Annotated in this window: 19 protein-coding genes; 6 read left to right on the forward strand and 13 right to left on the reverse strand. The window is 35.7% G+C overall.

Features of this window, described 5'->3' with window-relative positions; genetic code table 11:
- Positions 1 to 7: 7 nt before the first annotated feature.
- Complete coding sequence (locus HNV08_RS03155) at positions 8 to 2425, forward strand: TonB-dependent receptor plug domain-containing protein (RefSeq protein ID WP_173279682.1); 2418 nt, start codon at positions 8 to 10, stop codon at positions 2423 to 2425.
- Positions 2426 to 2505: 80 nt separating this feature from the next.
- Here HNV08_RS03155 and HNV08_RS03160 read toward each other — a convergent pair whose 3' ends face one another.
- Together HNV08_RS03160 and HNV08_RS03165 are read right to left on the reverse strand one after the other, a co-directional pair.
- Positions 2506 to 2850, reverse strand: a complete 345-nt coding sequence (locus HNV08_RS03160; protein ID WP_173279683.1) for a hypothetical protein — start codon at positions 2848 to 2850, stop codon at positions 2506 to 2508.
- A 111-nt stretch (positions 2851 to 2961) separates the two neighbouring features.
- Entirely contained in the window at positions 2962 to 7989 is a 5028-nt protein-coding gene (locus HNV08_RS03165) for a choice-of-anchor D domain-containing protein (protein ID WP_173279685.1), read from the reverse strand.
- Positions 7990 to 8203: 214 nt separating this feature from the next.
- Here HNV08_RS03165 and HNV08_RS03170 point away from each other — a divergent pair, with 214 nt between their 5' ends.
- Complete coding sequence (locus HNV08_RS03170; protein ID WP_173279686.1) at positions 8204 to 8677, forward strand: regulatory protein RecX; 474 nt, start codon at positions 8204 to 8206, stop codon at positions 8675 to 8677.
- Positions 8678 to 8742: 65 nt separating this feature from the next.
- Here HNV08_RS03170 and HNV08_RS03175 read toward each other — a convergent pair whose 3' ends face one another.
- The 7 genes from HNV08_RS03175 to HNV08_RS03205 all read right to left on the reverse strand — a co-directional run bounded on the left by HNV08_RS03175 (position 8743) and on the right by HNV08_RS03205 (position 15744).
- The gene (locus HNV08_RS03175; protein ID WP_173279687.1) at positions 8743 to 9237 is read right to left on the reverse strand and encodes a DUF6646 family protein; all 495 of its coding nucleotides are present in this window, start codon (positions 9235 to 9237) and stop codon (positions 8743 to 8745) included.
- Between the two features lie 61 nt (positions 9238 to 9298).
- Complete coding sequence (locus tag HNV08_RS03180; protein WP_173279688.1) at positions 9299 to 10159, reverse strand: cupin-like domain-containing protein; 861 nt, start codon at positions 10157 to 10159, stop codon at positions 9299 to 9301.
- A gap of 103 nt (positions 10160 to 10262) precedes the next feature.
- Positions 10263 to 10571, reverse strand: coding sequence for a DUF3784 domain-containing protein (locus HNV08_RS03185; RefSeq protein WP_173279689.1), 309 nt, complete (start codon positions 10569 to 10571; stop codon positions 10263 to 10265).
- A gap of 15 nt (positions 10572 to 10586) precedes the next feature.
- Positions 10587 to 11060, reverse strand: a complete 474-nt coding sequence (locus tag HNV08_RS03190; RefSeq protein WP_173279690.1) for a hypothetical protein — start codon at positions 11058 to 11060, stop codon at positions 10587 to 10589.
- Positions 11061 to 11127: 67 nt separating this feature from the next.
- Positions 11128 to 12552, reverse strand: coding sequence for a flotillin family protein (locus HNV08_RS03195; protein WP_173279691.1), 1425 nt, complete (start codon positions 12550 to 12552; stop codon positions 11128 to 11130).
- 27 nt (positions 12553 to 12579) lie between these two features.
- Positions 12580 to 13203 carry a hypothetical protein gene (locus HNV08_RS03200; RefSeq protein WP_241697170.1) on the reverse strand — a complete coding sequence of 208 codons (624 nt, stop codon included), beginning with the start codon at positions 13201 to 13203 and terminating at the stop codon, positions 12580 to 12582.
- A gap of 705 nt (positions 13204 to 13908) precedes the next feature.
- A complete protein-coding gene (locus HNV08_RS03205) occupies positions 13909 to 15744 on the reverse strand; it encodes a TonB-dependent receptor plug domain-containing protein (protein ID WP_173279692.1) in 1836 nt (611 codons plus the stop codon).
- Between the two features lie 97 nt (positions 15745 to 15841).
- On the opposite strand from HNV08_RS03205, the gene HNV08_RS03210 reads away from it, so the two are divergent.
- Positions 15842 to 17338, forward strand: a complete 1497-nt coding sequence (locus HNV08_RS03210) for an aminotransferase-like domain-containing protein (protein WP_173279693.1) — start codon at positions 15842 to 15844, stop codon at positions 17336 to 17338.
- Here HNV08_RS03210 and HNV08_RS03215 read toward each other — a convergent pair.
- The gene (locus HNV08_RS03215; RefSeq protein WP_173279694.1) at positions 17325 to 17744 is read right to left on the reverse strand and encodes a putative signal transducing protein; all 420 of its coding nucleotides are present in this window, start codon (positions 17742 to 17744) and stop codon (positions 17325 to 17327) included. The genes HNV08_RS03210 and HNV08_RS03215 overlap by 14 nt on opposite strands.
- A 41-nt stretch (positions 17745 to 17785) precedes the next feature.
- The gene (locus tag HNV08_RS03220; protein ID WP_173279695.1) at positions 17786 to 18334 is read right to left on the reverse strand and encodes a hypothetical protein; all 549 of its coding nucleotides are present in this window, start codon (positions 18332 to 18334) and stop codon (positions 17786 to 17788) included.
- A gap of 150 nt (positions 18335 to 18484) precedes the next feature.
- Between HNV08_RS03220 and HNV08_RS03225 the strand changes: the two genes are divergently transcribed.
- Complete coding sequence (locus HNV08_RS03225) at positions 18485 to 18994, forward strand: hypothetical protein (protein WP_173279697.1); 510 nt, start codon at positions 18485 to 18487, stop codon at positions 18992 to 18994.
- A gap of 2 nt (positions 18995 to 18996) precedes the next feature.
- Positions 18997 to 19209, forward strand: coding sequence for a helix-turn-helix domain-containing protein (locus tag HNV08_RS03230; RefSeq protein ID WP_173279698.1), 213 nt, complete (start codon positions 18997 to 18999; stop codon positions 19207 to 19209).
- A 335-nt stretch (positions 19210 to 19544) separates the two neighbouring features.
- Here the strand turns inward: HNV08_RS03230 and dinB are convergent, their stop codons facing one another.
- Together dinB and HNV08_RS03240 are read right to left on the reverse strand one after the other, a co-directional pair.
- Complete coding sequence (gene dinB / locus HNV08_RS03235) at positions 19545 to 20762, reverse strand: DNA polymerase IV (RefSeq protein ID WP_173279700.1); 1218 nt, start codon at positions 20760 to 20762, stop codon at positions 19545 to 19547.
- Positions 20763 to 21334: 572 nt separating this feature from the next.
- Positions 21335 to 24355: a DNA polymerase III subunit alpha gene (locus HNV08_RS03240; RefSeq protein WP_173279702.1), complete on the reverse strand. Its 3021-nt coding sequence runs from the start codon at positions 24353 to 24355 to the stop codon at positions 21335 to 21337.
- 343 nt (positions 24356 to 24698) lie between these two features.
- Between HNV08_RS03240 and HNV08_RS03245 the strand changes: the two genes are divergently transcribed.
- A complete protein-coding gene (locus HNV08_RS03245) occupies positions 24699 to 25466 on the forward strand; it encodes an XRE family transcriptional regulator (protein WP_173279703.1) in 768 nt (255 codons plus the stop codon).
- The last annotated feature ends 16 nt before the right edge of the window (positions 25467 to 25482 follow it).

Consider the following 25482-nt stretch of genomic DNA (forward strand, 5'->3'; position numbering starts at 1 on the left):
ATTATAAGTGAAAAATAAGTATCTATTTAGTATCATTATATGTTTAGTGCTGCAATACAGTTATGGACAAACCGTAACCGTTTTAGAAGCAGATACTAAAACACCTATTTTGGGTGTATCGTTATATAATAATAGTAAAACGAAAACCTTAGTCACGGATAAAAACGGACAAGCTTCACTAGACCGTTTTAAGAAAAATGAAATTATAATTTTTAAAGATTTCTTATATCAAAAATTAGCCTTAACTAAAGTACAGATTGCCCAATTCAATTATATCATTTATTTGACGCCTAAAGTAGAAGGGTTAAGGCAAATTGTCATTTCTGCTTCAAAGTTTGAACAAAACAAACGCGAAATTCCGCAAACCATCGTCAGTGTAAGTGCTAATGATATTACGTTTACAAACCCGCAAACCAGTGCAGATCTTTTAGAGCATACAGGGAATGTGTATGTGCAAAAAAGTCAATTAGGTGGCGGAAGTCCTATGATTAGAGGGTTTTCTACCAATAGACTATTAATTACGGTAGATGGTGTACGTATGAATAATGCCATCTTTAGAGGTGGTAATCTTCAGAATGTGATATCTATAGATCCTTTAGCAGTGCATAATACCGAAGTAACTTTGGGTGCTGGTTCTGTGGTTTATGGAAGTGATGCCATTGGTGGTGTTATGAGTTTCTACACTAAAAAACCACAGTTGTCTTATAAAGATGATCTGTATTTTAGTGCCAATGCCATGTCGCGTTTTGCGACTGCTAGCCATGAAAAAACAGCACATCTAGACTTTAATTTAGGCTATCATAAATGGGCGTTTTTAACGAGTATTAGTTATACCGATTTCGGTGATTTACGTATGGGAAGTCATGGCCCAGACGATTATTTACGATTAGAGTACGTCACACAACAAAATGGAGAAGATGTGGTTGTAGAAAATCCTAATCCTCAAATTCAGAACCCAACAGGTTATAATCAGATTAACCTTATGCAAAAGTTGCGTTATGAACCTTCAGATAACCTCGATTTTGATTTTGGTGTTTACTTTTCTACCACTTCAGATTATTCGAGATATGATCGGTTGTTGCGCTACAGAGATGATACCTTGCGTTCGGCAGAATGGAATTACGGACCACAGCAATGGTTTATGGGTAATTTTCAGTTAACGAAACTTAGCAGTAGTTCTCCGTTTTACAATAAAATACAAACAACGCTTGCCTACCAAAACTTTAAAGAGAGTAGAAGAGATCGCGATTTTCAATCTGAAATCCGCAACATAAGAGAAGAACAAGTTGATGCGGTTTCGCTCAATGTAGATTTAGAAAAACGGTTTAATTCTAAAGTATCCTTATTTTATGGCGCAGAGTACCTCTATAATGTAGTGGGTTCTGTTGGTGAAGCCCAAAATATTGCAACCAATACAAGTACAGCTACAGTAACACGATATCCAGATGGCGCAACATGGCAGTCGTTTGCAGCCTATACGAGTTTAAAGTATAAGCCTAATATTACATTTGTTTTTCAGACCGGTTTGCGCTATAATCAAGTGCTGTCTAAAGCAGATTTTACAGCAAATAACCAGTACTTAAACTTACCGTTTAATACCGCAAAAGTAAACACAGGCGCATTAACTGGTACAGCAGGTTTAACCTGGTTACCAAGTGATATGATACAATGGAAATTAAATGCTTCTACCGCTTTTAGAGCACCAAATATTGATGACATTGGTAAAGTGTTTGACTCAGAACCTGGTGCTGTTGTGGTGCCTAATGATAATGTAAAAGCCGAGTATGCCTATAGTGGTGAGTTAGGCTTTAAGCTAAATCTAAATGATAAAGTTGTTATTGATTTGGCGACCTACTATACGTTTTTAGATCATGCCCTAATCCGAAGAGATTACGAGCTCAATGGCGAAACCGAAATTATGTACGATGGCGAATTAAGTACTGTACAATCCATACAAAATGCGTCTAAAGCATGGATTTATGGCTTTGAAGTGGGTATGGATATTAATTTCACTAAGCACTTACAATTGCGATCGCAATACAATATTATTGGTGGTACTGAAGATAACGAAGGTGTAGAAGAACCTATTAGGCACGTTGCACCAAATTTTGGGCAAACCCATTTAAAGTATAAAAAAGATAAATTATTAATCGATGGATTTTTAGTGTATAACAATACGTTTTCTAATAGTCAATTAGCACCTTCGGAAGCCGAAAAAGATTATATCTATGCTAAAGACAGTAATGGCAATCCTTATGTACCGTCTTGGTATACACTTAATTTAAGAACCCAATATCAGTATAACGACAATTGGACCATATCAGCAAGTTTAGAAAACATTACAGACCAACGCTACAGAACCTATTCTTCGGGTATTACAGCTGCTGGTAGAAACTTAATTCTCGCGTTAAAATATACGCTGTAATAGCGCTTGGCAATGGGTTTGTGCTAATTGATATTCGCAACGATACTGCTATGTGATTTTACACGACTCTAAAACTGGTTTTAGAAGCCCTTTCCAAAAAACAGTGAAATATCAAAATAATAAGACACGGTTTCGCCTTCTGCATTTTTAAGTCTAAGAATATCAAAAGGCTTTTTGTCATTGTAGGCTAAAGCTTGGCCAAGTAATGTACAATTTACACAGGCTTTCTTTACAAAAGCGTATTCATCAGAGATACTTTTAACGATAATGGCCTTTTCAAACGAACTACCATCACGTCCTGTATTATCAATACTTTGCGACGTATTTGTCTCGGCTTTTGTAGCGGTTTTTGCGGTTTTTGTTGAAGAACAAGAGGTGATAATTATAAGACTAACGATGCCAATAATTTGTGCTAGAGTTTTCATAAGTTTTGCCATAGAGAATGTGATTATTTAGGGTTGATGATAGGTAAAAAAATACGTTCTCAATATATAACATATTAAGAACGTATGGTATGGGTTTTACTATGTAAGTTCTTATTTTTTAATGATTTTTTTATTGATGACTTGTCCGTTAGATAAGGTGATCTTAGCAATATAAGTCGCTTGGCTAAGTTGCCCTAAGTGATAAACTTCAGTGGCATTGTGGCCTTTAAAGCGATGCACTTGTTTCCCTAAGAGATCCAGAATATCTACCTGTGCAATGGTCAGTTGTTTAGAATGAATTCTAAATTCTACATTATCATGTGTAAGTTCTACAACAGTAATGGCGTTAGCATCTAACACAGCATCATCAATAGAAAGTGCCGTTGTTGTAAATACAATTTCAAAACGCTCATTAAATTCACCAGTTTCTGAGGTAAACGTATAGTCATTTGCAGACAGATCATGGTACACGTTAAGACTATTGTCTTTTAAGTACACTGTATTGTTGGTGATAAAATCGCCTTCAAATTGAGGTATAGAAATGGTATATAACGTGGCTTCATCTATAGCAGTGTAAAACCCTAAAGGAATAACTTCGTTACTATCTAGCCCAATAGGATCTTTACCTTGTATGGTAAATTTATCGGTATGAGAATCATCTAATAACGAATATAGCGTAGCATTAACATTGATAGATCGGTTGCGCTTGGCATCATAGTACATACCATCATTGGCATCTGTAGCACCATCAAGATACGCGATTAATATTTGATTAAACACACCATTATCAGAAGTTAAGTTTAACCAAAGTCTATTGGTTTGTGTTGTTGTCGTTCTAAAAAACTGATCGTTATTACCAGTAACACGCATACTGTTGTTAAATACAACATCTGTAGTTCTTACACTACCACTAACGACAGTAGACGTAGCACTATCATCCATTGATACAAAAAAGCCTTGACCAGAAGGGATAAACCTATTTGGTACTACACCTTCACCACCAGCTGTTTGGCCAGACGCATTTATAATGGCATAATCGCTCTGCGCGTAGTTTAGCGATTGGTTACCGTTAGTATCTGCATCTGCTGCTGTATCATGAGACCAGAAGAAAATAGCACCATTTAATGGACCTGCAGTTTGATCAATACTTGCATTGGCAGCTAAGAAAAGATCTGCATCTATAGCCGAAGGATAAGGGTTCCCTATAAAGTTCCAGTTGTTATCTGCCATTTCAGAATCATTTCTATAAATAGGTACATTATAAACACCGTTGTTAAAAGGGCCTTCAAAGATATAATCTAGCTCATTGCCAAATGGAATAATACCTTGTGTGGCTGCATAACCTACACCAGGAGCCATAACGGTTGCACCTGCGGCAAATTGCCAATCGTCACCATTGTCGTCTATATCATCTTGTCCTGCTATTGTGGCATTGTCATTGTTAGTTTCTTCAGTGGCATCCAAATAGTTTTGACCATTAAACCAATAAGCTTGTTGTAAGTTGGCTTCTGCCAAACCGTTGTTAATGGTTTCGCCAGAGACTGGTGAACTCCAATACACATATTCTTGAGACGAGTTTAAATACGCAGTCTTCTTTACAACAGAAATTTTACTAGCTGTTGTTAATACGTTGCCAGTTACTGTACCAGCATCATTAACTTGAACAAAGGACCCATAAGGTCTTACCACTAAAGTACCATCTACAACGAGATTATTGTCTACACGTACAAAGTCATTGTCTTCAATAAGCAACTCATGTGTATCAGTAATGGTACAGCTACAAGCTTCAAAACTCGTTTCGCCATTGGTAATTTCAGAAGTATCATAATCACCATCAATTATAGCATATCTATCTAAGGCTGGTGGTGCAGACCAATTGGTACCATCCCAAATCGAAGCACGTACATCGAGTTTTACAGCTTCAGAAGCTTTAAAACAAGTGGCTGTATCTTCTCTTAATTGACAGTAATACTGGTAACCATCTAAGCCAATAGTGTTAGGTATATTTAGTATTGCAGACTGCTGCCCTGTATAATTGGTGTCCGTTGGTAATATCTCAGTCCAAGTAGCAGCGCCAGGCACATTATAAAACCATTGGTAAGCTAAATTTTGTGTGTCTGCAGGTACTGGACCTGTATGACCTTCAGTTCCAGAAATCCATAAGCTCGTTGAGAATTCACAGTCAAAAGCTAATGCTGATGGATGAGTATTAACTGTTGGAGGTGAGCCAGTAGAAAAATCATAATTTCCAATATCACTATAATCAACAGGTGTAAAACTATCCCAATCTGTAGCATCCCAAGTTGTACTTGGTGCCGTTATACCAGAATTCTTTCTTCTGTAAACATAATCTTTACTAGCAACTGTAAATACATTACCTGCTGTGTCTCCCCATAAATCTATCCAAGTGTTAGTTGGTGTATAATACAAACGAATATTGTCATCTTCATTTACACCACTTGCGTTATCATATTGATCGTATCCGTGAGAGGCATATGGGTTAGTTGCATCAGTACTACCAAAAGCAAGTACAAATACATCATTGTTAAGCAACGTACCAGTTAAAGGAATAGTGTTAGTGGCAGTACCAGTTCCATTATTATGAATTCTTATTTCATAATTCGCTAAATTAACTGCGACTCCTGTTCCGTTAAAAATTTCTACGTAGGAATGAGAACCACTACCATGATCTGTAATTTCGCTAAAAAACAAATCTAAAGGTGGTGTACCTGTATTTCCTTCACAAGAAGATATAAGCTGATCGATAACCGTAAATAATGCCGAACTCAAACAACCTAAATCATCATTAATTTCTAAGTTTCCGGTTGTTGCACCCGAAGGAATCGTTACTTCAATTTCAGATGTAGAAATGACTGTAATAGCAGCAGCAATTCCGTTCACAGTAACCGTTGTTGAACCACCAAAATTATTAGTACTAGATGTTACATTTACAATAGTGCCAACAGGTCCATTGTCTGGTAAAAACGTAAGTGCACCAGCAGCACATTCACCATTACCTTGCACGTTGAACGTATAGGGATCTTCATCTGCATCGTCACTTCTAATAGTGATAACGCCTGTTCTAGTTCCAACTCCTGTAGGAGAGAAAATAATTTCAAAATCTACCTCAGTACCAGCAGTGATTGTTGTTGCACCTGGATTAAGAGAAATTGTAAATTCTGCAGGATTAGATGATACAATACTTACTAAACTAAGGTCGCCAGTACCTTCATTGCTAACATAGTAGGTTTTAGGTGCTGTAGAATTACCCATTACTGTAGACGCAAAAATGGTATTTCGACCAGTACTTGCAGCAGCTCCATTGGCAATTGAACCACCTGTATTACGCTCAATGTCTATTTCTGGAGTAGGTGTAAAACCGATACCAGTTAAATTAACTGTACACGTGCCTTCATCGATGTCATTATTATTTATGGTAAGCACACCTGTTCTTGTGCCATTCGCAGTAGGTGTAAATCTTACAGTTACCGTTTGAGAACCACTTGCAGCAATAGTAAAAGGCGTTGCAGGCGAAACAATAGTGTAATCTCCTGTGATACCATAAGAAGAGATATCTAAATCCGATGAACCAATATTTTCAATATCAAAAGTTAAATCTGTTGTACTACCATCACTAGCGACATTTCCAAAATCAATAGTGTAGCCACAATTTTGATTTGAAGCAGAACTATCTACTAGTTGTAATTCTGGTTCAGGAGTAGAAGCTCCACAGAAAATTTCAACATCATCCAAGTAAAAAGATCCACCAGACCTAGGAGATTGTAGAATTCTTAAATAGTAAGTACCTATTAAATTTAAGTTGATGTTAAATGTATTTGCAGTATTTGTGATATCACCTGTATTTGATCCATTAGCAACGATTGAAGTAACAGTTGTCCAAGGTCCTCCTGGAGCTGTAGAATATTGAAAGTTTATAGTGTAATTTGAGGTTACTCCTGATGCTCTAGCTATAAAACTTATGGAAGTTGGGTCAGTAAGTGAAACTGAAGTAATTATATCGTCATTATTGTCGTTGAAACCGACACCATTACCTGTGATTCCAGCTGTGCTACTATTGAATGTGCCTGATCCTCCAGTCCAATTCCCATAACCAGAATTGAAATTATCAGTTAAACAAGGACCTGATATAGTAGTGTCATCTCCTGTCAAAGGACTTGGTGTATAATATAATGGACCACCAGAACAACCTGCGCCATTATAAGCAAAAACAAAAAAGTAATATTGGGTATTTTGTACCAAACCAGATGCTGTAAAAGTTGTAGCAGTAGAGCTTTGTACAACTGTGCCACTTCCTAATGAGTCGCCAGTTGAGTATGAAGTCCCATCTACAGGGTTTGCGCCTAAAGTAGCAGATGTACTTGCTACTACCAAGTAGCTGTCTGCCGCTGAAGCCGTGAATGCACCATCAATAGAAGAACTCGTAATGTTATTTAAAACTAAACTAGTTGGTTGAGCTGTTGGTGTTGTACATGCAGCAGCAGGTGTTCCAATAATTTCTGCATCATCAACAATCCAATATTCATTGTCACCATTATTATTCATTACTAACCTCACTCTTAAATTGGTAGAATTAGGTAAGCCATTAACTGTTATATTACTATAACCGTCGGTTGTTCTATCGTTTCCACCAGCAGGTGTGAATATTGTGGCAGAATCATCACCATCATAAGTTGTAGATGCTGAGCCAGTACCTGTATCAAATGACCATCTAGAATTACTATTACCTTGAACTTCCAATTCACTTGACCAAGTAGTTCCACCATCTGTGCTGATATCCACATAAACTTCATCTGCACCATCGGCACCATTTCCTGTAGATCCTGAGAAAGAAGCTAAACGACATGTGAAATAAACAGATGTAAATCCAGATGCATTTACCGTAGAAAATAAAACAGTTTCCGTTCCGTTGTTTACTTCAATGGCTTGTGAACCACTGACAAAATTATCATCGCCTGCAGGAAAAGGACCAGAACCTGTAGCAATAGAACCACCAGTATAAGTCATAGTTGGTGTAGCTGGTACAGTTTCAAAATCTTGAATGGCAATAGTTGTTTGCCCATAACCAAAGCTAACAGCAAAACATATAAAAATAAGTGGTAAAACGTAGTTTTTAATCATAAGGGATAATTAAAAAGGATTAATAGCTTACAAATTTAACTTAATAGTGTTGTAAGACAGCAACTTGTAAGTTACGAATTTATTAACAATTCATTATGATTTACCCACATTTCCTCCATAAAATACACATAGAGACGATATCATGTAAAGTTGTGGGTTATTTTTAGGAATGCCAATAGGTTGGGCAAAAAAAATCTATCGTATTTTTGGCATAATGAATTCTACCAAGACCTATACAGTCACTGAAGCCAAACGAAAGTTAGAACGTTACTGTGCTTATCAAGAGCGTTGCCATAAGGAAGTGAAAACTAAACTTAAGGAAATGCGTATGATACCAGAAGCTATTGATGTTATTTTGGTGCATTTAATTGAACATAATTTTTTAAATGAAGAACGCTTTGCTCAAGCCTTTGTCCGTGGGAAATTTAGAATTAAACAATGGGGAAAAGTCCGATTGGTAAGAGAGCTAAAACTTAGGGAGATTTCTACCTATAGTATTCAAACGGCCTTAAAAGAAATTGATGAAGAAGCCTATCACCAAACCTTAGAAGCCTTAACGCTAAAACGTATAGCGCAGGTGAAGGAAAATGACCGTTTTAAAAAGAAGAAAAAAGTCGCAGATTATTTGTTGTATCGTGGTTGGGAATCGCATTTAGTATATGAAAAACTAAATGAATTTATAAAATAACAAAGCCTTTTCAGTCCTTGTAATGATAAGTTGAAAAGGCTTTGTGATTATACTGCGGTAGCGTATTATAAATTAAAAACAGCACCAAAATTAATGGTAAACTGATTGTGTAATTCTTGTACCTCAGTTAAGCTGGTATCATATTTAGCAAATGGCGCATTGAGTTCTGTGTACAAACCAAATCCATCTGTAAAAAAGTAGCGCGCACCTAAGTGACCACCAAAATTCTTTAAACCAAGGCTTAAACCAGGATACAGATCAAAGTTATCATCTATGGCTAAAACGTTTCCGATATTGGCATTAAAACGGACTCTTAAGTCGTAACGGTCTATAAAGTCTGCCGCATCTTTTAAGGCATCATCTAAGCCTAATACGTATGTTGTAGACACACCAACAGAAATATTTTCACCAATGCCATAATCGTAAGAGACATTTAGTCCTGTACCATTATTCTGAAAGTTTGCACCAACCTGAAATTTGCCATCACCTTTTCCATTGTAGGCTTGCGAGTGTCCAAAGCTAAAGGCCACTAATGCTAATATTACTAGTAATTTTTTCATGTTTTTATTTTTGAATAATCGGTACAAATATACAAATAGAATTGTAATCCACGTAAGAATTTTACACGAAAGGCGCTGTGTTTGTAACCGCCTTTTTGTTTTTATAATCGATCCATTTTTGCCCTTTTAATTTTCGCATTAAATGATCAAAATGCCGCATTATCAAAATGTTATAAACAGCTTTGCAAAGGTGCAGCGGACGTTTGGGAATGGCGCGTAAACTTAAAGAAAAGCCTGGTGTAAGGTAGCGCATATAATGCCAATAGCCTTCTGGCAAATACAACAATTCACCATGTTGAAGTTGGCAGGTCCATCCTTTGGCATTTTTAAGGGCTGGCCATGTGTTGAAATCTGGATTGTTAAAATCGATATCTTCGCGTGTGATTAAAGAATGTGGTACTTTGTATAAGTATTTTGTTTGCCGCTGATCAAATAAAATACAGTCCTTTTTACCATTAAAATGCACATGAAAAATATTGGCCAAATCAATATCATAATGCATAAAGGTGTGGGCGTCTGTACCACCAAAAAAGAGCATTGGTAATGTTTTCATTAACCGAAGTCCAAAATCTGGATACTTAAAATCTTGCTGAAGCTGTGGTACTTCTTTTAAAATATTCCAAAGGAAGATGCGATATTTTGTAGGTTCGCGTTGCAAGAGATCAATATAGTCGCTCATTTTCATTTGAGCATGCGCCTGGTTAAAGCCATCTTTGTAATCTACAGGTCTATCATCATAAAGTGGTACTGTAATATCGCCTGCAATTGCTTTGATATACTCTAAATTCCATTTAGAATACGCAGGCCAATCTGTAATGCCTTGTTCTATCACCACAGGAAGTTGTGGCTTATAATAGGTATTGAGAAAGGCATCCTTAGAAATGGTTTTTACTCTAGGAATGGCTGTAAGATTGAGTGTCAAAACGTAAGATTATTTAACTTCAAAATTAAAGAAATGAAAACGAATGTGCTTTTTTGAAAGGTTAAAATTGCAGTCGTTCACATGGTTGTTTTGCTGTAAACGCTTAGGGCTTACGTTTATATTTATTAGAATTTGAAACCACAAGTAAATACGGAATGCCAATGATTAAGGCGCCAAAAAAGAAATAGTCTTCTAGTTTTGGTAACGCTAACAGATCACTTAAAGCTACGCCAATGAGCATAAGAGCAGCCATGCCAAACATGGCGTTTCTAAACACAGTGGCAATGCCTTCAATATCGTAGTTGGCCTTTTTTTCTTCAGACATGGTATTGTAGCCAGCAATTAAAAAATACATTTTTCCATACTTAATTAAAGCGCCTAAAACAATAAAAAGAATGCTCGTAAAAATCATAAATTTGTCATTTAATTAAATCCATTTGCTTTGTTTAGTAGTCGCATCTAATATATCTATATCTAAAATAGATGCTATTTGTTTGGCTTTAGAAAACGCCTCTTCTTCGTGTCTAGTTGTGTAAACCTCAATTTTCTGATTGGTGTGATAAAACAGATTCACTTTAACAACAGCATTCGAAATATTAGCACTAGCACTCGCAGCCCAAACGGTTGTAGTTTCTGTGGTTTTAAATACAGACACATAATCAATATCTGGAAGCGGTTGCCATTTGCCAAACGCTAGTCCAAAAAAAGATTTAGTACGTCTATAGGTACGCGCTTCAAAATTGAGTTCAACACCATCTTGAATTAATAAATAGATGCCCATAAATAAAGGAACTATGCCTTTTAGGTCATCAAAAGTGGCTATAACTCCAACACCTAAGGCAAAAATTCCCAGAACTTGCTGCCAAAGTAAATTGTTTTGTTTGAATTTATAACGGTTCATAATAGATCATTAAGGTTAAAAAAGTCCATTCGGTTACAAATGGACTTTTTTTGATATTTAGTAGATCTTAAGACTTTTCAATTTTAGCATCTTCTGCGTCAATCTCTTTTTTGTCTTTTCCTTTTAAATACTCTGGTAAATCCATACCAGCCATATTAAACATGTCTTGTAAAGGTGGTACTGATTTGTACATACCAGATAAGAAATTAGCCGTAGATGATTTGCCATCTTCATTGCTAGAACCACCATCCCAAACGGTCACTTTATCGATTTTAATATTCTTAATCGCTTCGGCTTGTGCTTGTACCAGTTCAGGTAATTTATCTGCAATTAATAATAGTACAGCATCTCTACTGTTATTACCAGCAGCTTTTACTATTTGCTCCATACCAGCAGCTTGCTTGGTTAAGATTTCAAACTGACCTTGTGCTTCGGCTTGTGCTTTAAATAATATCGCGTCGGCTTCACCTTTGGCTTTACGTCTAATACGCTCAGCTTCTGCTTCAGCATCAATTTCAGCCTTTTGCTTATCAATTTGTGCAGGGACAATAATATCTGCCATTTGAGATGAACGCTCACGTTCTGCTCTTGCGGTTTCTGCTTCTTGCTCTGCCGCATAAGACTCTTCTAAGGCTTTTGCAGCTTGTACTTTCTCAGCAGCAATCGCTACACGTTCTGCTTCGGCTTCACGCTGACGACGTGTAGAATCTGAGTTGGCAACTGCAATTTTAGCCGTGTTTTCCCCTTCTACAGCTTGTGCATTCGCTGCCGCAACTTGCGTTCTTTCATCTTGTACAGCGTTTGCTTCACCAATAGAACCATCTCTGGTTTTCTCTGCAACCGATTTACGAGCTGCGTTAATAGCGTGTGCTGCTGCTTCCTTACCAAGAGCTTCAATATAACCAGACTCGTCAACAATATCAGTAATGTTTACGTTGATGAGTTTTAACCCTACTTTCTTTAATTCCGTTTCAACCGACTGCGAAATGTTAGTTAAAAACTTATCGCGATCGTTGTTAATTTCTTCAATATCCATAGAAGCGACTACCAAACGTAATTGTCCGAAAATAATTTCTTTCGCTAATTCTTGTACATCTTGCGCGCCTAAACCTAATAAACGTTCTGCAGCATTTTGCATTACACCAGGTTCTGTAGAGACACCAATGGTAAAACGCGATGGCACATTAACACGAATGTTTTGTTTAGATAAAGCATTGACCAAATTCACTTCAATAGAAATTGGTGTTAAATCTAAAAATTCATAATCTTGAATCACAGGAATAATAAAGGCTGCGCCACCATGAATACATTTGGCCGACTGTCCGCCACCAACTTTACCATAGACCACTAAAATACGATCCGAAGGACAACGTTTGTAGCGTTTAATTAATATAATTAAGGTCAGTACAATAAATAAGACCACAAAAATGGCGAGCATAGGAACGCCTAAGCTGTCCACATTAAAATTTTCTTGAATGGTTAGTAATGTCATAGTTTTTAAATTTGAAGGTTTATTTTTTTAGTTAGATATTTTCTTTTGCACGTTACCATCCAATAAAGGTTCAGATTGTGATGGAGTAGGCTCAATGGGTTTTCGGGTTTGGTCTACAATTAAGATGCCGTTTGAGGTTACATCCACGACTTTTATAATGGTTCCGGTTTTTAATGGTGTTAACGAATCGGTTAGTGCATCTAATTCTCTCATGGTACCTTGCACGCTAACGCTTACTTTTCCCATTCTAGAACGGTCTTCGCCAATGGTTAAATACACTTCGCCAACCGCATCAATAGCATTTTTATAATTTAAAGTACCACTATCGGTTAGTTTACTGATAAAGTAGAAGAGTGTTGCCATAATAACCATCATTAATAAACCACAAATTGTGGATACGATGATGGTTAATGGAGTAGAAAGACCAGCATCGATACACGCAATGCCACTCCAACCAAAAATGGTAAAAAAGCCAACCAGGTTTTTAAAGGAAATAAACTGAAACCCAGCTTCAATATCGGTATCAATATCATCAGCATCGCCTCCTGTAAATGCCATAATCATAACTACAGAAAACACAAGAGAACCAAGGATAGCCGTTAACCAATATATTTTGGATATAAATTCTAAATTCGAAAACCAGTCTGCCATAATTCTAGGGTTTAATTTGAGTTAATAAAGATACAACCTAATAAGGTTTTAGGCGTATTATTTTGAAAGTAAATTAGACACCAAATGACCACCAAACAAGACAACGTTTGTCTAGGATAGTTTTAAATCTTGAATTGGAAGCGTAGTTATCCAATACGAGAAATGTAAAATGTATATGATGGTTATTTGTAGTGTGGTTGTTTTAATACTTTTGAAGCTTCATAAAAGATTAAAATGCTAACCACTTTCAAAGTATAAGTAGCAGAAGAATGTATTTTGTTACAGTGTTTTTGAAAAATATTTTATTTGGTTGATTTATGGTTCTTAGGAAGACACTAGTCTATAGTTACTAAAATCCTCTGTTTGTCATTGCTGCTGTTTGTTATTCCTGCGAAGGCAGGAATCTACTGAGGGCCTAAATGTTGGTTGATTTTTTCTATAGTAAAACACCCCTAAAGTCCCCTCAAGGGGACAATTAATAAAAAAATCTTTTAGATTTTTTTATTCGCAACAGTGAGACTGTCCCCTTGAGGGGACTTTAGGGGTGTTTTATTACTAATAAATAATAATCCTGCAAGGTTTCAAAAACCTTGTAGGTATTCTACATTTAAATCCTGCAAAATCAAAAATAGACCTTGCAGGATTTTACAAAAGTTATTATATTCCTCTGTTTGTCATTCCTGCGCAGGCAGGAATCCACAATGATTATTTAAACTTATAACGCAACCCAAACAACACATTACTTGGTGGCATTGGTGTAAAACCAGATTCAATATAATCCACATCAAAAATATTGCTTGCTGTTATTGATAATTCCACTTGTTTTAATGCCATTACAATAGAAGCATCCCAAACGTTATAGGTTTGTCCTGTGGTACGTTCAGCATATTTGTAAACGATATTCTGGCTGATGTTTTTAAATAATTTTGTGCTTAATCGTGTTGTAAAATGATGCTTCAATGTGTTTAGAGAGTAACGCGATAATTCTGGGTTTTGGTCTAAAATATCATCTTCTAAAAAGCTATAACCAATGGCTAAAGTTTGGTTGAAGTTATTCAACTTAAAGTTATAAGACGCATCAAATTCAAAGCCTTTAGTGTTGACTTCGGCGATATTTGTTGCTGTAAAGGATTCTTCATCTGTATTTTGCCTCACATAATCAATAAGGTTTTTAGCATCTCTATTAAATGCCGCTAAGGTTACTGAGAATTTTGGCGTTATATATTTTAGTCCTAGTTCTTGCGCTAAGGCATCTTCTGGTTCTAAATCCGGATTCCCAATACTTCCACCACCATTATAATACAAATCTGTATAGGTTGGTATTCTGTAGGTGTAACCCACATTTCCGTAGGCTTTTAAGTTGTTAGTAATATCATAACCAATATCTAATCCAGGAAAAGCATTGAATTTAAAATCCGAAAAATAAGTCATAGCAACACCAGGTGTAATGTCTAATCGGTTATCGGCAAGCTCAAATCGATGTTCTAAGAAAACAGTCGCCATAAAACGATTACGATGACCTAAGTTATTGCTTCGTAAGTACACTTTAGACATGTCCACACCAAAACCAGTTTCCCCTAATTCAGATTTATAGGATGCATTAGCTTCAGCACCTATTTTATTCGAAATATGAAAATTTCTAAAAAAATTAGGGTCATCACGTTGTAATAAAAACATATCTTGATTACGTTTCCAATACACACGCGGTTGAATTTTTAGTCTTTCAGATTTAAAAGTTGAAGTAAACGCAATTAAACTGTTTTGTGTTTCTTCATATTCATTAAAACCCCAACTTGATGGTGTATAGAAGTTTTCAGCACCAAAATTTTTTTCAAAAAACGTCGCTATCATTTCAATAGGTTGTGCTTTTTTATTGAAAACACTTTTTAAGAAATAATTAGAATTGTCATAATCGGTGTTGAATCGGTAACCTTCAGAGGTCATTTTCCCAGCATGAAAAATATGTGTTGAGTTTTCTAAATTAGAACCAACCGTTACAGAGCCGTTAAGCTGACCAAAAGAACCCGCTTCAATATTTGCAGAAACAGCATTGTTTACGTTAGATTTCGTCACAATATTAATAGCACCAGTAAAAGCATTTTGTCCAAAAACTCTAGCTGCAGGCCCTTTAATAATTTCAATACGCTCAATAACTTCTAGAGGTAAAGCCGCATTCATGGTGTGATGACCCGTTTGCGCATCGTCCATTTTTATGCCATCAATTAATAGAAGGGTTTGGTCAAAACCACCACCTCTAATAAATAAATCAGCCTGACTTCCGCCTGTGCCACGTCTTCTAATATCTACGCCAGCCACTTGCTGTAATAAATCTGCCATGTTGGTCGCAGAGCTATTTTTAATATCAGTTGCTGTAATAATGTTTATGGTTCTGGAATTTTCTTTAAAGGGTAAATCGATTCGAGTAGACGTTACTATAACTTCACTTAAAGAATCGGTTTTAATTTCGGGTTGCTCGTTTTGTGCGCTTAATTGAAAGATACTAAAAGCTAAAACTATTAAAAGTAAGATTGATTTTTTCATTTATTTTAGTTTTGCAATACAGGTTATTGCATGATTTAATTTTATGTTGCAAAAGTCGTAACTTTCCGGACGATTAAACTAGTCCAGTTTTAAAACAATGAATAGTCCGGTTAATGATATTTTAAAGCAACTTGTTAGGTTTGATAAAACGTTGGTGCAACCTGTATATATTCAAGTCGCGCAACAAGTCATAAATGCGATTCAACGTGGCTATTTAGAAAAAGGCAGCAAATTACCAGGAACGCGTGTTTTAAGTCAATTGTTAAAGGTTCACAGAAATACTGCTGTTGCCATTTATGAAGAATTGGCATCACAAGGTTGGGTAGAAATTGTAGCCAATAAAGGCACGTTTGTTTTAATACCTGATGCCTCAGACACTAAAATTAAAGCCGCAACGCAGCATATTCATCAAGCTTATGCATATCCAAAAGTGGCTGGTTTTCCGTTTCAGCAATCCTTTCATTTGGCACCAATAGTAGAAGAAAGTGCTGCAAAATATACGATTAGCGATGGTAAACCCGATTTACGTTTACATCCTGTACATCAATTTTCAAGATGGTATAGTGCAGCCATGAAACGCAAACCACTCATTAATAAATGGAATAGAGCGAGTGCGCTAATCCCTTCGGTGTTTAGTAAGCAACTCTGTAATTATCTGAACGCAACACGTGGATTTCATATAAAACCCAACAATTTATTGAATACTCGAAGCACAGAAATGAGCTTATATATTGTATCTCAACTCATCATAAAACAAGATGATTTAGTCTTGGTTGGGCAGTTGAGTAATTATGCGGCAAACATGATTTTTCAGCAAGCAGGTGCCACTATTAGAACGATTCCTGTAGATGAAGAAGGTCTAAATGTTGAGTATATAAAAACCCATTTTTTAGCCGGAAGTATTCGGTGTTTGTACATCTGCGCTAATAGAGATTACCCAACAACAGTAACTTTGAGTGCCAACCGTCGGTTAGAACTATTACAACTGGCAAAAACCTATGGCTTTGCCATTATTGAAGACGATTACGATTACGATTTTCAGTTTACAGGTTCAGCCATGTTACCCATGGCAAGTGCAGATGTTAGTGGAATGGTTATTTATTTGGGTAAATTAGGGCAGTCGTTATTTCCAAGTTTTCACACAGGTTTTGTGGTGGCACCAGAAAATCTAATTTCTGAAGCTAAAAACTATTTGCAATTATTAGACAAGCAAGGCGATTTAATACAAGAACAAATGCTGGCTGAACTCATTTCTGAAGGCGAAATATACCGATTAAAGAAAAAGAATATTGTCACTTACAAACAGCGTCTCAATTGTTTGTGTCGTTTTTTGAATATACATTTTGAAGATATGATCACTTGGGAAAAACCTTCAGGTGGATTAGCGCTATGGTTACAATTTGTAGAAAATATTTCTTTAGTAAAACTAGCTGAAGAAGCTGAAAAATTAGATTTATTCTTACCAAAAACTATTTTATATCAAGATAAAAATACCTGTGCTATTCGTTTTGGTTTTGGTCATTTAAACGAAGACGAACTCGAAATTGTGATTAAGAAACTGAAAAGTGCGTATACTAAAGTTATTGCGCTTTAATTGGGAATTCGGTATTGCAATCTTCACATTTATACTGGTAACGTGTGCTAAAAGGTAAAGTGCCAGTAATAAAACCAATAAAAAAAGATAGTAAAGATTTTAAATTAGTGATGGTGGTGTACATTTCAATATGTTCGCCTTTACAGTTTGGGCAAACAATAGGATTGCCATCATTATCTACAGAATAGGCTTTAATGGATTGTAAAATAGCTCTCGCTTTTTCTTCATCTTTAGCGAGTACTTTTAGTTTTACACCACCAATAGCTTGGCTTACCAAAGGGTCTGTGTCTATGGTTAAATTATCGCTAAGAAAAACGTCTATACCATCGGCTTCTAAGCGACCTTTGGCAATTTGGGCTTCTGTAGAATAGGGGAATTTTGCTACGGTTACAAAGGTGTCTTGCATTTAGTAAAGATAGTGAAATACCTAGCAGGTCTAAAAATGAATTACTCGATTGTTCCTTTAGCCATTTTAGTTTTCCAGTCGTCTTTATCAACCCATTTAAAATTGTTGGGTTCTGTGGCATCTAACAAATCAATGTTTAATTGTTCTGAAAGGTCAAAGCCGATGAGAAAAGCTTCTTTATAATTGTCTTCTTCATACAACTCAAAATGTTTATTGTTATCGTACCAAAGGTTGACTTCAAAAATATAATTCCCACCAATTGTTGGTTGATGAAAGACCGAAACATATTGATAGTTTTTAATGGTTTGCCAAGAACCAAATTTTATAGGACCTATGTTATAAGTTGGTCTAAATTTTGAGTTTTTAATATCTATATGAATGCTTTTTGTTAAGGTAAACGCAATACCTATAGATACTAAATAAATATTTGGCTCAATTCTATGTATCAATGTTACTAATCCCTTCTCATTAAATTCTATGTTGTATAATGCAAATAGTATGATTATTGTGGCCATAGAAAAGAATAACGCTGCAATAGGAATTTGCCAAATTGGTCGCGGACTTTCTGAAATGATGATGTTAGGTTTCATAGATTCAAATATATGAAAAGACCTAGTAGGTTTACTTAGTACTGAACTTGTTTTAGTATCTGACTTTGCAGGTCTAGTTATTGAAATTTTAATAATTAAATTATTGTTTATCGATAATTTTTGTATATTTGTTATCGTAAAACGATAATTATGAATTCTGCAAGAACACTTTATGTTATACTAAATGTTATTATTTTTCTCATTCTGGCTAGTATTGGAATAGGGATTTTTGTTTTATCAATGCGACTCTTTGATGTTGAACAAAATTTTATTTTTATAGATGAAGATGTATTAACTTATAAAACTGAAGCAATGCTTTATGGTTTTACTTTTTTTAAGCTCGTAATTTATGCTGTTTTTGTTGCTGCACTTTGGAAATTAAGAAAGGCAACAAAGTTGTTATTGAATAATGATTTTCATAACACAAAACTTATAATGAAAATGTTCTCTTCGGGAAAATTTATGGTGTTTTCTTCAGTAGCATTGTGGTTTGTTGATGAGATTGGTTATATGTTTTATAAACGGCAAGTTGTACTTGGGTTAAGTGAAAAAACGTTGGTTTATTTATCAGTAATTGCAATGGGATTATTTTTAATGCTAATGAGTACAGTGCTTAGAGATACTAAGGTTATAAAGGAAGAAAATGATTTAACCATATAATCATGCCAATAATAGTCAACCTAGATATAATGCTCGTTAAACGAGGCATGAAAAGTAAAGAGCTCGCTGAAATTATTGGTATTACTACAGCAAATCTATCCATATTAAAATCTGGTAGAGCAAAGGCGATTCGGTTTTCAACTTTGGAAGCAATTTGTAAAGCATTAGATTGTCAGCCTAGTGATATTTTAGAGTACGTTGAAGATTTAGGTTAAAACTCGACTTAAAGTAGGGTTCTCGATACGATTTTCTCATCCTTCGAAAATTACGCGAACTGACGCTTATACGGTTTGGTTTGTCATTCCTGCGAAAGCAGGAATCCACAGGGTGTTATTTATGTTGGTTTGATATAGAATTACCAAGAATTATAGGATATGGTGCTGTTGTGGATTTCTGCTTTCGCAGAAAGGACAAAAGGTGTCACTATTTGTTATGAGTGTTAAGATAGATTGGCTTTCTGTCCCCTTGAGGGGACTTTAGGGGTGTAAAAAATATTATAATTAAAACTATTGAACACTTATCCAAAAACCTGATAGTTCTTACGTTATAATCAACGTCGTCGATTTGCCAATAAAGGTGGTGGCTCGCCATTAAAAGGGTTAAAACGACTAATGGTTTTGGCGTCCATACCAGCAGCACTCATTACAGCTCTGTCGCCATAACGTTCTCGCATTTTGTCCATAGCATTGCTGAGGTTAAGGCGCATTTCGTTGTCTTCAAATAAATTTATTTGGTGTCCACCCTCTACCAAATGACTAAATTTTACACCAATCAGTCGTACTAAAAGCCGACGATGGTATAGTTTTTTGAATAAATCTAATACCACAGGAATTATAGTATGGTCCATGGCACTATAAGGAATCCGTTGTTGTTGCGTGTACGTTTGAAAATCGGAATACCGAATCTTAAACATCACACAAGCTGTTAACTTATTACCTCGTCGTAATTGATAGGCTAAATTTTCAGCCATAGCAATAACCATCCCTTTCAGCTTCGCCACATCTGTAGTATCTTGATTAAATGTGCGTTCTGTAGAAATAGATTTGCGCTCGTGATATTGTACCACTGGCGAATTATCTATACCATTGGCCTTTTTCCAGATGACAAGTCCGTTTTTGCCCAATACTTTATGCATGAGTTCCATGGGCATATCTTGTATAGTCTGAATGCGTTTCACACCCAAATCGCACAAGGCTTTATAAGTGACATTACCAACCATCGGAATTTTTTTAACCGAAAGTGGTGCTAAAAAGGGTTTTTCGGTACCAGAGAGAATACGTATCTCATTATTAGGTTTGGCTTCGCCTGTAGCAATTTTTGAAACGGTTTTGTTAAGCGATAAGCCAAAGGAAATCGGTAAACCGGTTTCTTTAATAATTTTTTGACGTAATTCTGAAGCCAATTTATGACAACCAAAAAACTTATCCATTCCGGTAAGGTCTATGTAAAATTCATCAATGGATGTTTTTTCGTAAAGCGGCACACTTTCTTTAATGACATCGGTAACCATATTAGAAAATTTGGTGTAAATACCAGAGTTTCCTCTAAGTACAATAGCTTCTGGACATAACTGTTTTGCCATACGCATGGGCATGGCAGAATGAATGCCGAATTTTCGGGCTTCATAGCTACAAGAGGCCACCACACCTCTGTCGCTTGTGCCACCAATAAGTATAGGTTTGCCGTTAAGACTACTATCAATATGTCTTTCGCACGACACAAAAAACGTGTCTAAATCCATATGTACGATGCTTCGGTTGTTGTTCATTTTTTTAATTTGGGTTTTCTTTTCCTGCAAGGTTTTAAAAACCTTGTAGGTATTAAGAGATGATTTTATACCTACAAGGTCAAAAAAGACCTTACAGGATTTGGTGTTTGTAAAAAAAACACCCCTAAAGTCCCCTCAAGGGGACAGTCTCACTGTTGCGAATAAAAAAATCTAAAAGATTTTTTTATTAATTGTCCCCTTGAGGGGACTTTAGGGGTGTAAAATCCAACGAACACTTCATAGTTTCCGTCAGTTCGAGTGGCAATTTTTGTAGCTAAAGCGGAAAAAATGGTTGTATCGAGAACCTTACGATTGATGAAAGCTTCTCGATACAAATTTGCTCGTGCCTCACAAATTCACTCGAAGTGACGTCATGTTGTTTTTTAAACTGTTTTTAGTTATACCTACAAGGTTTTTGAAACCTTGCAGGATATATAAACCTTCTCGATACAATTTTCTCATGCTTCGCAAATCACTCGAAGTGACGTCATGTTGTTTTTTTAACTGTTTTCAATTATACCTACAAGGTTTTAGAAACCTTGCAGGATTTCGAAATAATATTTTTAAAATTTTTAACTGATGGCTCTTTTTAAATCGGTAAAACTTCGTTTATTCTGAAACGTAGGATTCAAAGATTTTACTGCATAACGAGGGTCTTCAATAATTGCTAAGCGTTCCATTTTTGAAACTTCAATCGTTACACAATCAAACTCAACCATTACTTTACCTATAATGCTGTAAATCCCTTTACCTCTAAAAGGATATTTGGCTGCCACAGGCGGAAAGTGAACCGTGTCTAAAAAATCGCCATCGCGATCCAAAAAGGTTCCAAAATGCATTATTTTTCCATTGGCTGTTTTAGTGTTTTTTGTGGTTATTAAATAGCCTTCAATAATAATCAACTTATTTTCAAGCTTTATAAGGTGTTTGGCTCTTAAGTTACTAATCGAAGGTGTTTCTAGTAAAAAGAAAGGATTACAAAGTGAAAAACCGAGTAATTCAATAGAATCGAAAGCGTTTTCAAGGTCGGTACTTGGTAATTCTGGTGTGTTATAGTTAATGCGTTGGGTTTTAAATAACGTAATTACTTCGTCTTGAATTACGGTTTTACTAATCTTTAAATGGGCTTCCCAAAGCAACTCACGTTTATTGATATTTGTAAATCTAAAGGCGTTGATTTTTATTAAAATAGATATCTGCTCAATAGAAATGGGTACACGCTCAATATAATCATCTAAGGACTGAAACGTCCCGTTTTTTTTACGTTCATTGAGTATGCGATGGATGGTTTTAGATTCTAGAGATTGCAAAAACATAAAGCCTAAATAAATGGTTGTTCCTTTTATAATGGCTTGGTTAAACGAACGATTAATACATGGTGCTTCAATGGTTGCATTGTGCATTCTTGCTTCGTGGACGTAGAGTTCTGTGCTGTAAAATCCGCCAAAATTGTTAATGGTGGCTGTCATGTATTCCAACGGATAATAGGCTTTTAAAAACAGACTTTGGTAGCTTTCTACAGCATAAGATGCGGAATGCCCTTTTGCAAAGGCATAACCTGCAAAACTTTCTATTTGTCGCCAAACGTCTGCCACTAAGGCTTCAGGTTTACCAGCGTTTATACAATTATTGAAGAATTTTTGCTTCACTTTTAAAAACTCATTTCGTGAGCGGAATTTCCCAGACATACCACGACGTAACATATCAGATTCGCCTAAATCTAAGCCTCCAAAATAATGAGCCACTTTAATAACGTCCTCTTGGTACACCATTACGCCATACGTTTCTGGCATAATTTGAGCCAATACAGGATGTGCGTCTTTACGTTTTTCGGGATAACGATAGCGCAAAATATATTGCCGCATCATGCCGCTTTTGGCCACACCAGGTCTAATCACAGAACTTGCAGCCACCAAACCGAGATAATCATCAACTTGCAATTTTTTTAAGAGCATACGCATGGCTGGCGATTCTACATAGAAACAGCCTATAGCTTTGGCGTTGCGCAACAAATCTTTTATGCGCTCGTCTGCTTTAAAGCGTTTAATATCATGGATGTCAATAGGTGGCTGTTCCGTGTAATTGGCATCAATAATTTCTACAGCTTCCTTTATTTTTCCTAAGCCACGTTGACTTAAAATATCGAATTTGTACAAACCAATATCTTCGGCTACCACCATATCAAATTGTGTGGTGGCAAAACCTTTTGGTGGCATAAATGTGGCACAATAGTAATGAATAGGTTGTTCTGAAATGAGAATACCACCAGCATGAATACCTAAATAATTAGGAAACCCTTGAATGTAGGTTGCATATTTTATGACCAGTTGTGATAGTTTATCGAGCTGGTTAAGGTTATATTTTCTTCGGGTTAATTTGTCCATTTCGGCCTTTGGTAAGCCAAAAACTTTCCCTAATTCGCGTACAGACGCCTTAAATTTAAAGGTGTTGTAAACCGCAATAAGTGCTGTGTGTTTAAAGGTTTTGAAAATGTAATTGGTAATATCATCTCTATCGCGCCAGGAAAAATCGAGGTCGAAATCGGGTGGATTCTGGCGAAATAAATTAATGAAACGCTCAAAATATAAGTCTAGCTCAATTGGGTCTACATCTGTAATTCGCAACAAATACGCAATAATACTATTGGCACCACTACCACGACCAACGTAGTAATAGTCTTTACTTCGTGCGTATTCTAAAATTTTCCAATTGATGAGAAAATAGGACACAAAGTTTTGTTGTTTTATAATGCTAAGTTCTTTTTCAATGCGATCGTACACTTTTTGTTCTACGTCAGTGCCGTAACGATAGGAAATACCATCGTAAGTCAATTGTTTTAACAGTTGATAATCTGTAGTTTTATTTTCAGTCAGGCACTTTTGATTTTTAGGTGCCACGTTTTCAAAATTAAAATCAATAGAACAGCGTTGTAAAAGTTGTTCGGTATTACTAATGAGTTTTGGGAATTCGGCATAGGTTTCGCAGAGTTCATTGTAAGGTAACATCATGTCGTTTATGCTGCCTTCTTCAGACTTTGGAAGTTTACTCAGCAGTGTGTTATTATCAATAGCACGCAATAAACGATGCGTGTTAAATCCTTTTTTATTTTGAAAGGATACCGTTTTTAAAACCACGAGTTTATGTTTGAATTGATTCCATTTTGAAAATTTAAGCCGATTAAGGTTTTGAGGTGTGATGCCTAAAAATTCATTTTGTTTTAATTCGAAATCTTTTCCAGATTGATACGGATAAATCACGAAGCTATCTTGTATGTCTTCATCTGGTCGTTCAGGAATTTGTAAGTCTGAATTATGAAGAAACTTTGAGAGGTAGTTATTGATACTGTGAAAACCATTATTGTTTTTAGCAATAAGAATAAATTGTTGTTTAGCGCGGTTTCTAAAATCGACACCAAGGACCGATTTTATTTTATATTTTTTAGATAAGCGCATCACATCTAAGCAAGCCGATGTGCTGTTAATATCAGTTAATGCAAGGGTTTGTACGCCATTTTCTGAAGCAATAGCGAGCAGTTGTTCTGGTTTTATGGTTCCATAACGAAGACTAAAATAAGTGTGACAATTTAAATACATAAAAAACGTTGTTTTTTTGATAATAGACCGCTTTGCTTTTAGAGACAAGAACAAAGACTATGTTTTAACTAACTGATAAAGAGAAATCAATAGGTTGATAAAAATGTTTACACTCTATTCTTAATTATTTCTATTAGCAGATTGTAAAATTAGCTACTATATGTAGTTTTTGTTGCTTATATTTGTAGTAATATATAAATTAGTGATTAGTGATTAGTGATTAGTGATTAGTGATTAGTGATTAGTGATTAGTGATTGATGAAGGTGGAAGAGAATATGAGTGTAAGGGCTTGTACTGTTAGTATGGCACTTAAAAAAAATGATTAATAAAAATAAATTATAAATGAAACCAATTCAGGCCAACATAAAACATTTACGCGCGCTTAGAAAGCTGTCTCAAGAGCGTTTTGCAGACGAACTAAACTGGACACGCTCCGTTGTGGGTTCTTACGAAGAAGGCCGTTCTGAGCCGCCAATAGACCGTTTAATAGACTTGTCTAATTTCTTTGATATTCCTATTGATATTTTGGTAAAAAACGATTTACGCAAGGCAAAAGATACCTCGTTTATAGAAGTAGGGAATAAGCGTGTGTTGTTCCCGGTAACGGTTAGTGAAAACAATGAAGATTTAATTGAGATTATACCAGCAAAGGCCTCAGCAGGTTATTTGTCTGGTTATGATGACCCAGAATATATAGAGCAACTTCAAAAAATAAAATTACCTTTTTTACCAACAGGTACGCACAGAGCATTTCCTATTAAAGGCGATTCTATGTTGCCTGTAAAAGATGGTGCTTTTATAGTTGCAAAGTTTACGGAAGATATCAGTGATATTAAAAATGGACGAACTTATATTATTTTAACAAAGGATGATGGTTTGGTTTATAAGCGTGTTTATATACCTGAAGGCGATACTACAAATTTGTTATTGAGTTCTGATAATAAGACGTATCAACCATATTTAGTTAAGCGCGAAAATATATTAGAAATTTGGGAATTTACCTGCTGTATTAATACTCAAGAATACGATGAAAAGGAATTGAAACTAAGCAGTATTATGATGTTATTTCAGGAGTTGAAAGTAGAGTTGGAGGCTGTGAAGCGAATGTAATCGATTTATTAGAAAC

Origin of the sequence: Winogradskyella eckloniae (genome assembly GCF_013249045.1) — a bacterium.
GTDB lineage: Bacteria > Bacteroidota > Bacteroidia > Flavobacteriales > Flavobacteriaceae > Winogradskyella > Winogradskyella eckloniae.

Coding starts and splice junctions, on each gene's coding strand:
- HNV08_RS03240 (WP_173279702.1), bottom strand. CDS start 24,355: ATGTATTTAAATTGTCACACTTATTTTAGTCTTCGTTATGGAACCATA.
- HNV08_RS03200 (WP_241697170.1), bottom strand. CDS start 13,203: ATGGCAGACTGGTTTTCGAATTTAGAATTTATATCCAAAATATATTGG.
- HNV08_RS03195 (WP_173279691.1), bottom strand. CDS start 12,552: ATGACATTACTAACCATTCAAGAAAATTTTAATGTGGACAGCTTAGGC.
- HNV08_RS03170 (WP_173279686.1), top strand. CDS start 8,204: ATGAATTCTACCAAGACCTATACAGTCACTGAAGCCAAACGAAAGTTA.
- HNV08_RS03160 (WP_173279683.1), bottom strand. CDS start 2,850: ATGAAAACTCTAGCACAAATTATTGGCATCGTTAGTCTTATAATTATC.
- HNV08_RS03165 (WP_173279685.1), bottom strand. CDS start 7,989: ATGATTAAAAACTACGTTTTACCACTTATTTTTATATGTTTTGCTGTT.
- HNV08_RS03210 (WP_173279693.1), top strand. CDS start 15,842: ATGAATAGTCCGGTTAATGATATTTTAAAGCAACTTGTTAGGTTTGAT.
- HNV08_RS03175 (WP_173279687.1), bottom strand. CDS start 9,237: ATGAAAAAATTACTAGTAATATTAGCATTAGTGGCCTTTAGCTTTGGA.
- HNV08_RS03185 (WP_173279689.1), bottom strand. CDS start 10,571: ATGATTTTTACGAGCATTCTTTTTATTGTTTTAGGCGCTTTAATTAAG.
- HNV08_RS03225 (WP_173279697.1), top strand. CDS start 18,485: ATGAATTCTGCAAGAACACTTTATGTTATACTAAATGTTATTATTTTT.
- HNV08_RS03220 (WP_173279695.1), bottom strand. CDS start 18,334: ATGAAACCTAACATCATCATTTCAGAAAGTCCGCGACCAATTTGGCAA.
- HNV08_RS03230 (WP_173279698.1), top strand. CDS start 18,997: ATGCCAATAATAGTCAACCTAGATATAATGCTCGTTAAACGAGGCATG.
- HNV08_RS03215 (WP_173279694.1), bottom strand. CDS start 17,744: ATGCAAGACACCTTTGTAACCGTAGCAAAATTCCCCTATTCTACAGAA.
- HNV08_RS03205 (WP_173279692.1), bottom strand. CDS start 15,744: ATGAAAAAATCAATCTTACTTTTAATAGTTTTAGCTTTTAGTATCTTT.
- dinB (WP_173279700.1), bottom strand. CDS start 20,762: ATGAACAACAACCGAAGCATCGTACATATGGATTTAGACACGTTTTTT.
- HNV08_RS03245 (WP_173279703.1), top strand. CDS start 24,699: ATGAAACCAATTCAGGCCAACATAAAACATTTACGCGCGCTTAGAAAG.
- HNV08_RS03190 (WP_173279690.1), bottom strand. CDS start 11,060: ATGAACCGTTATAAATTCAAACAAAACAATTTACTTTGGCAGCAAGTT.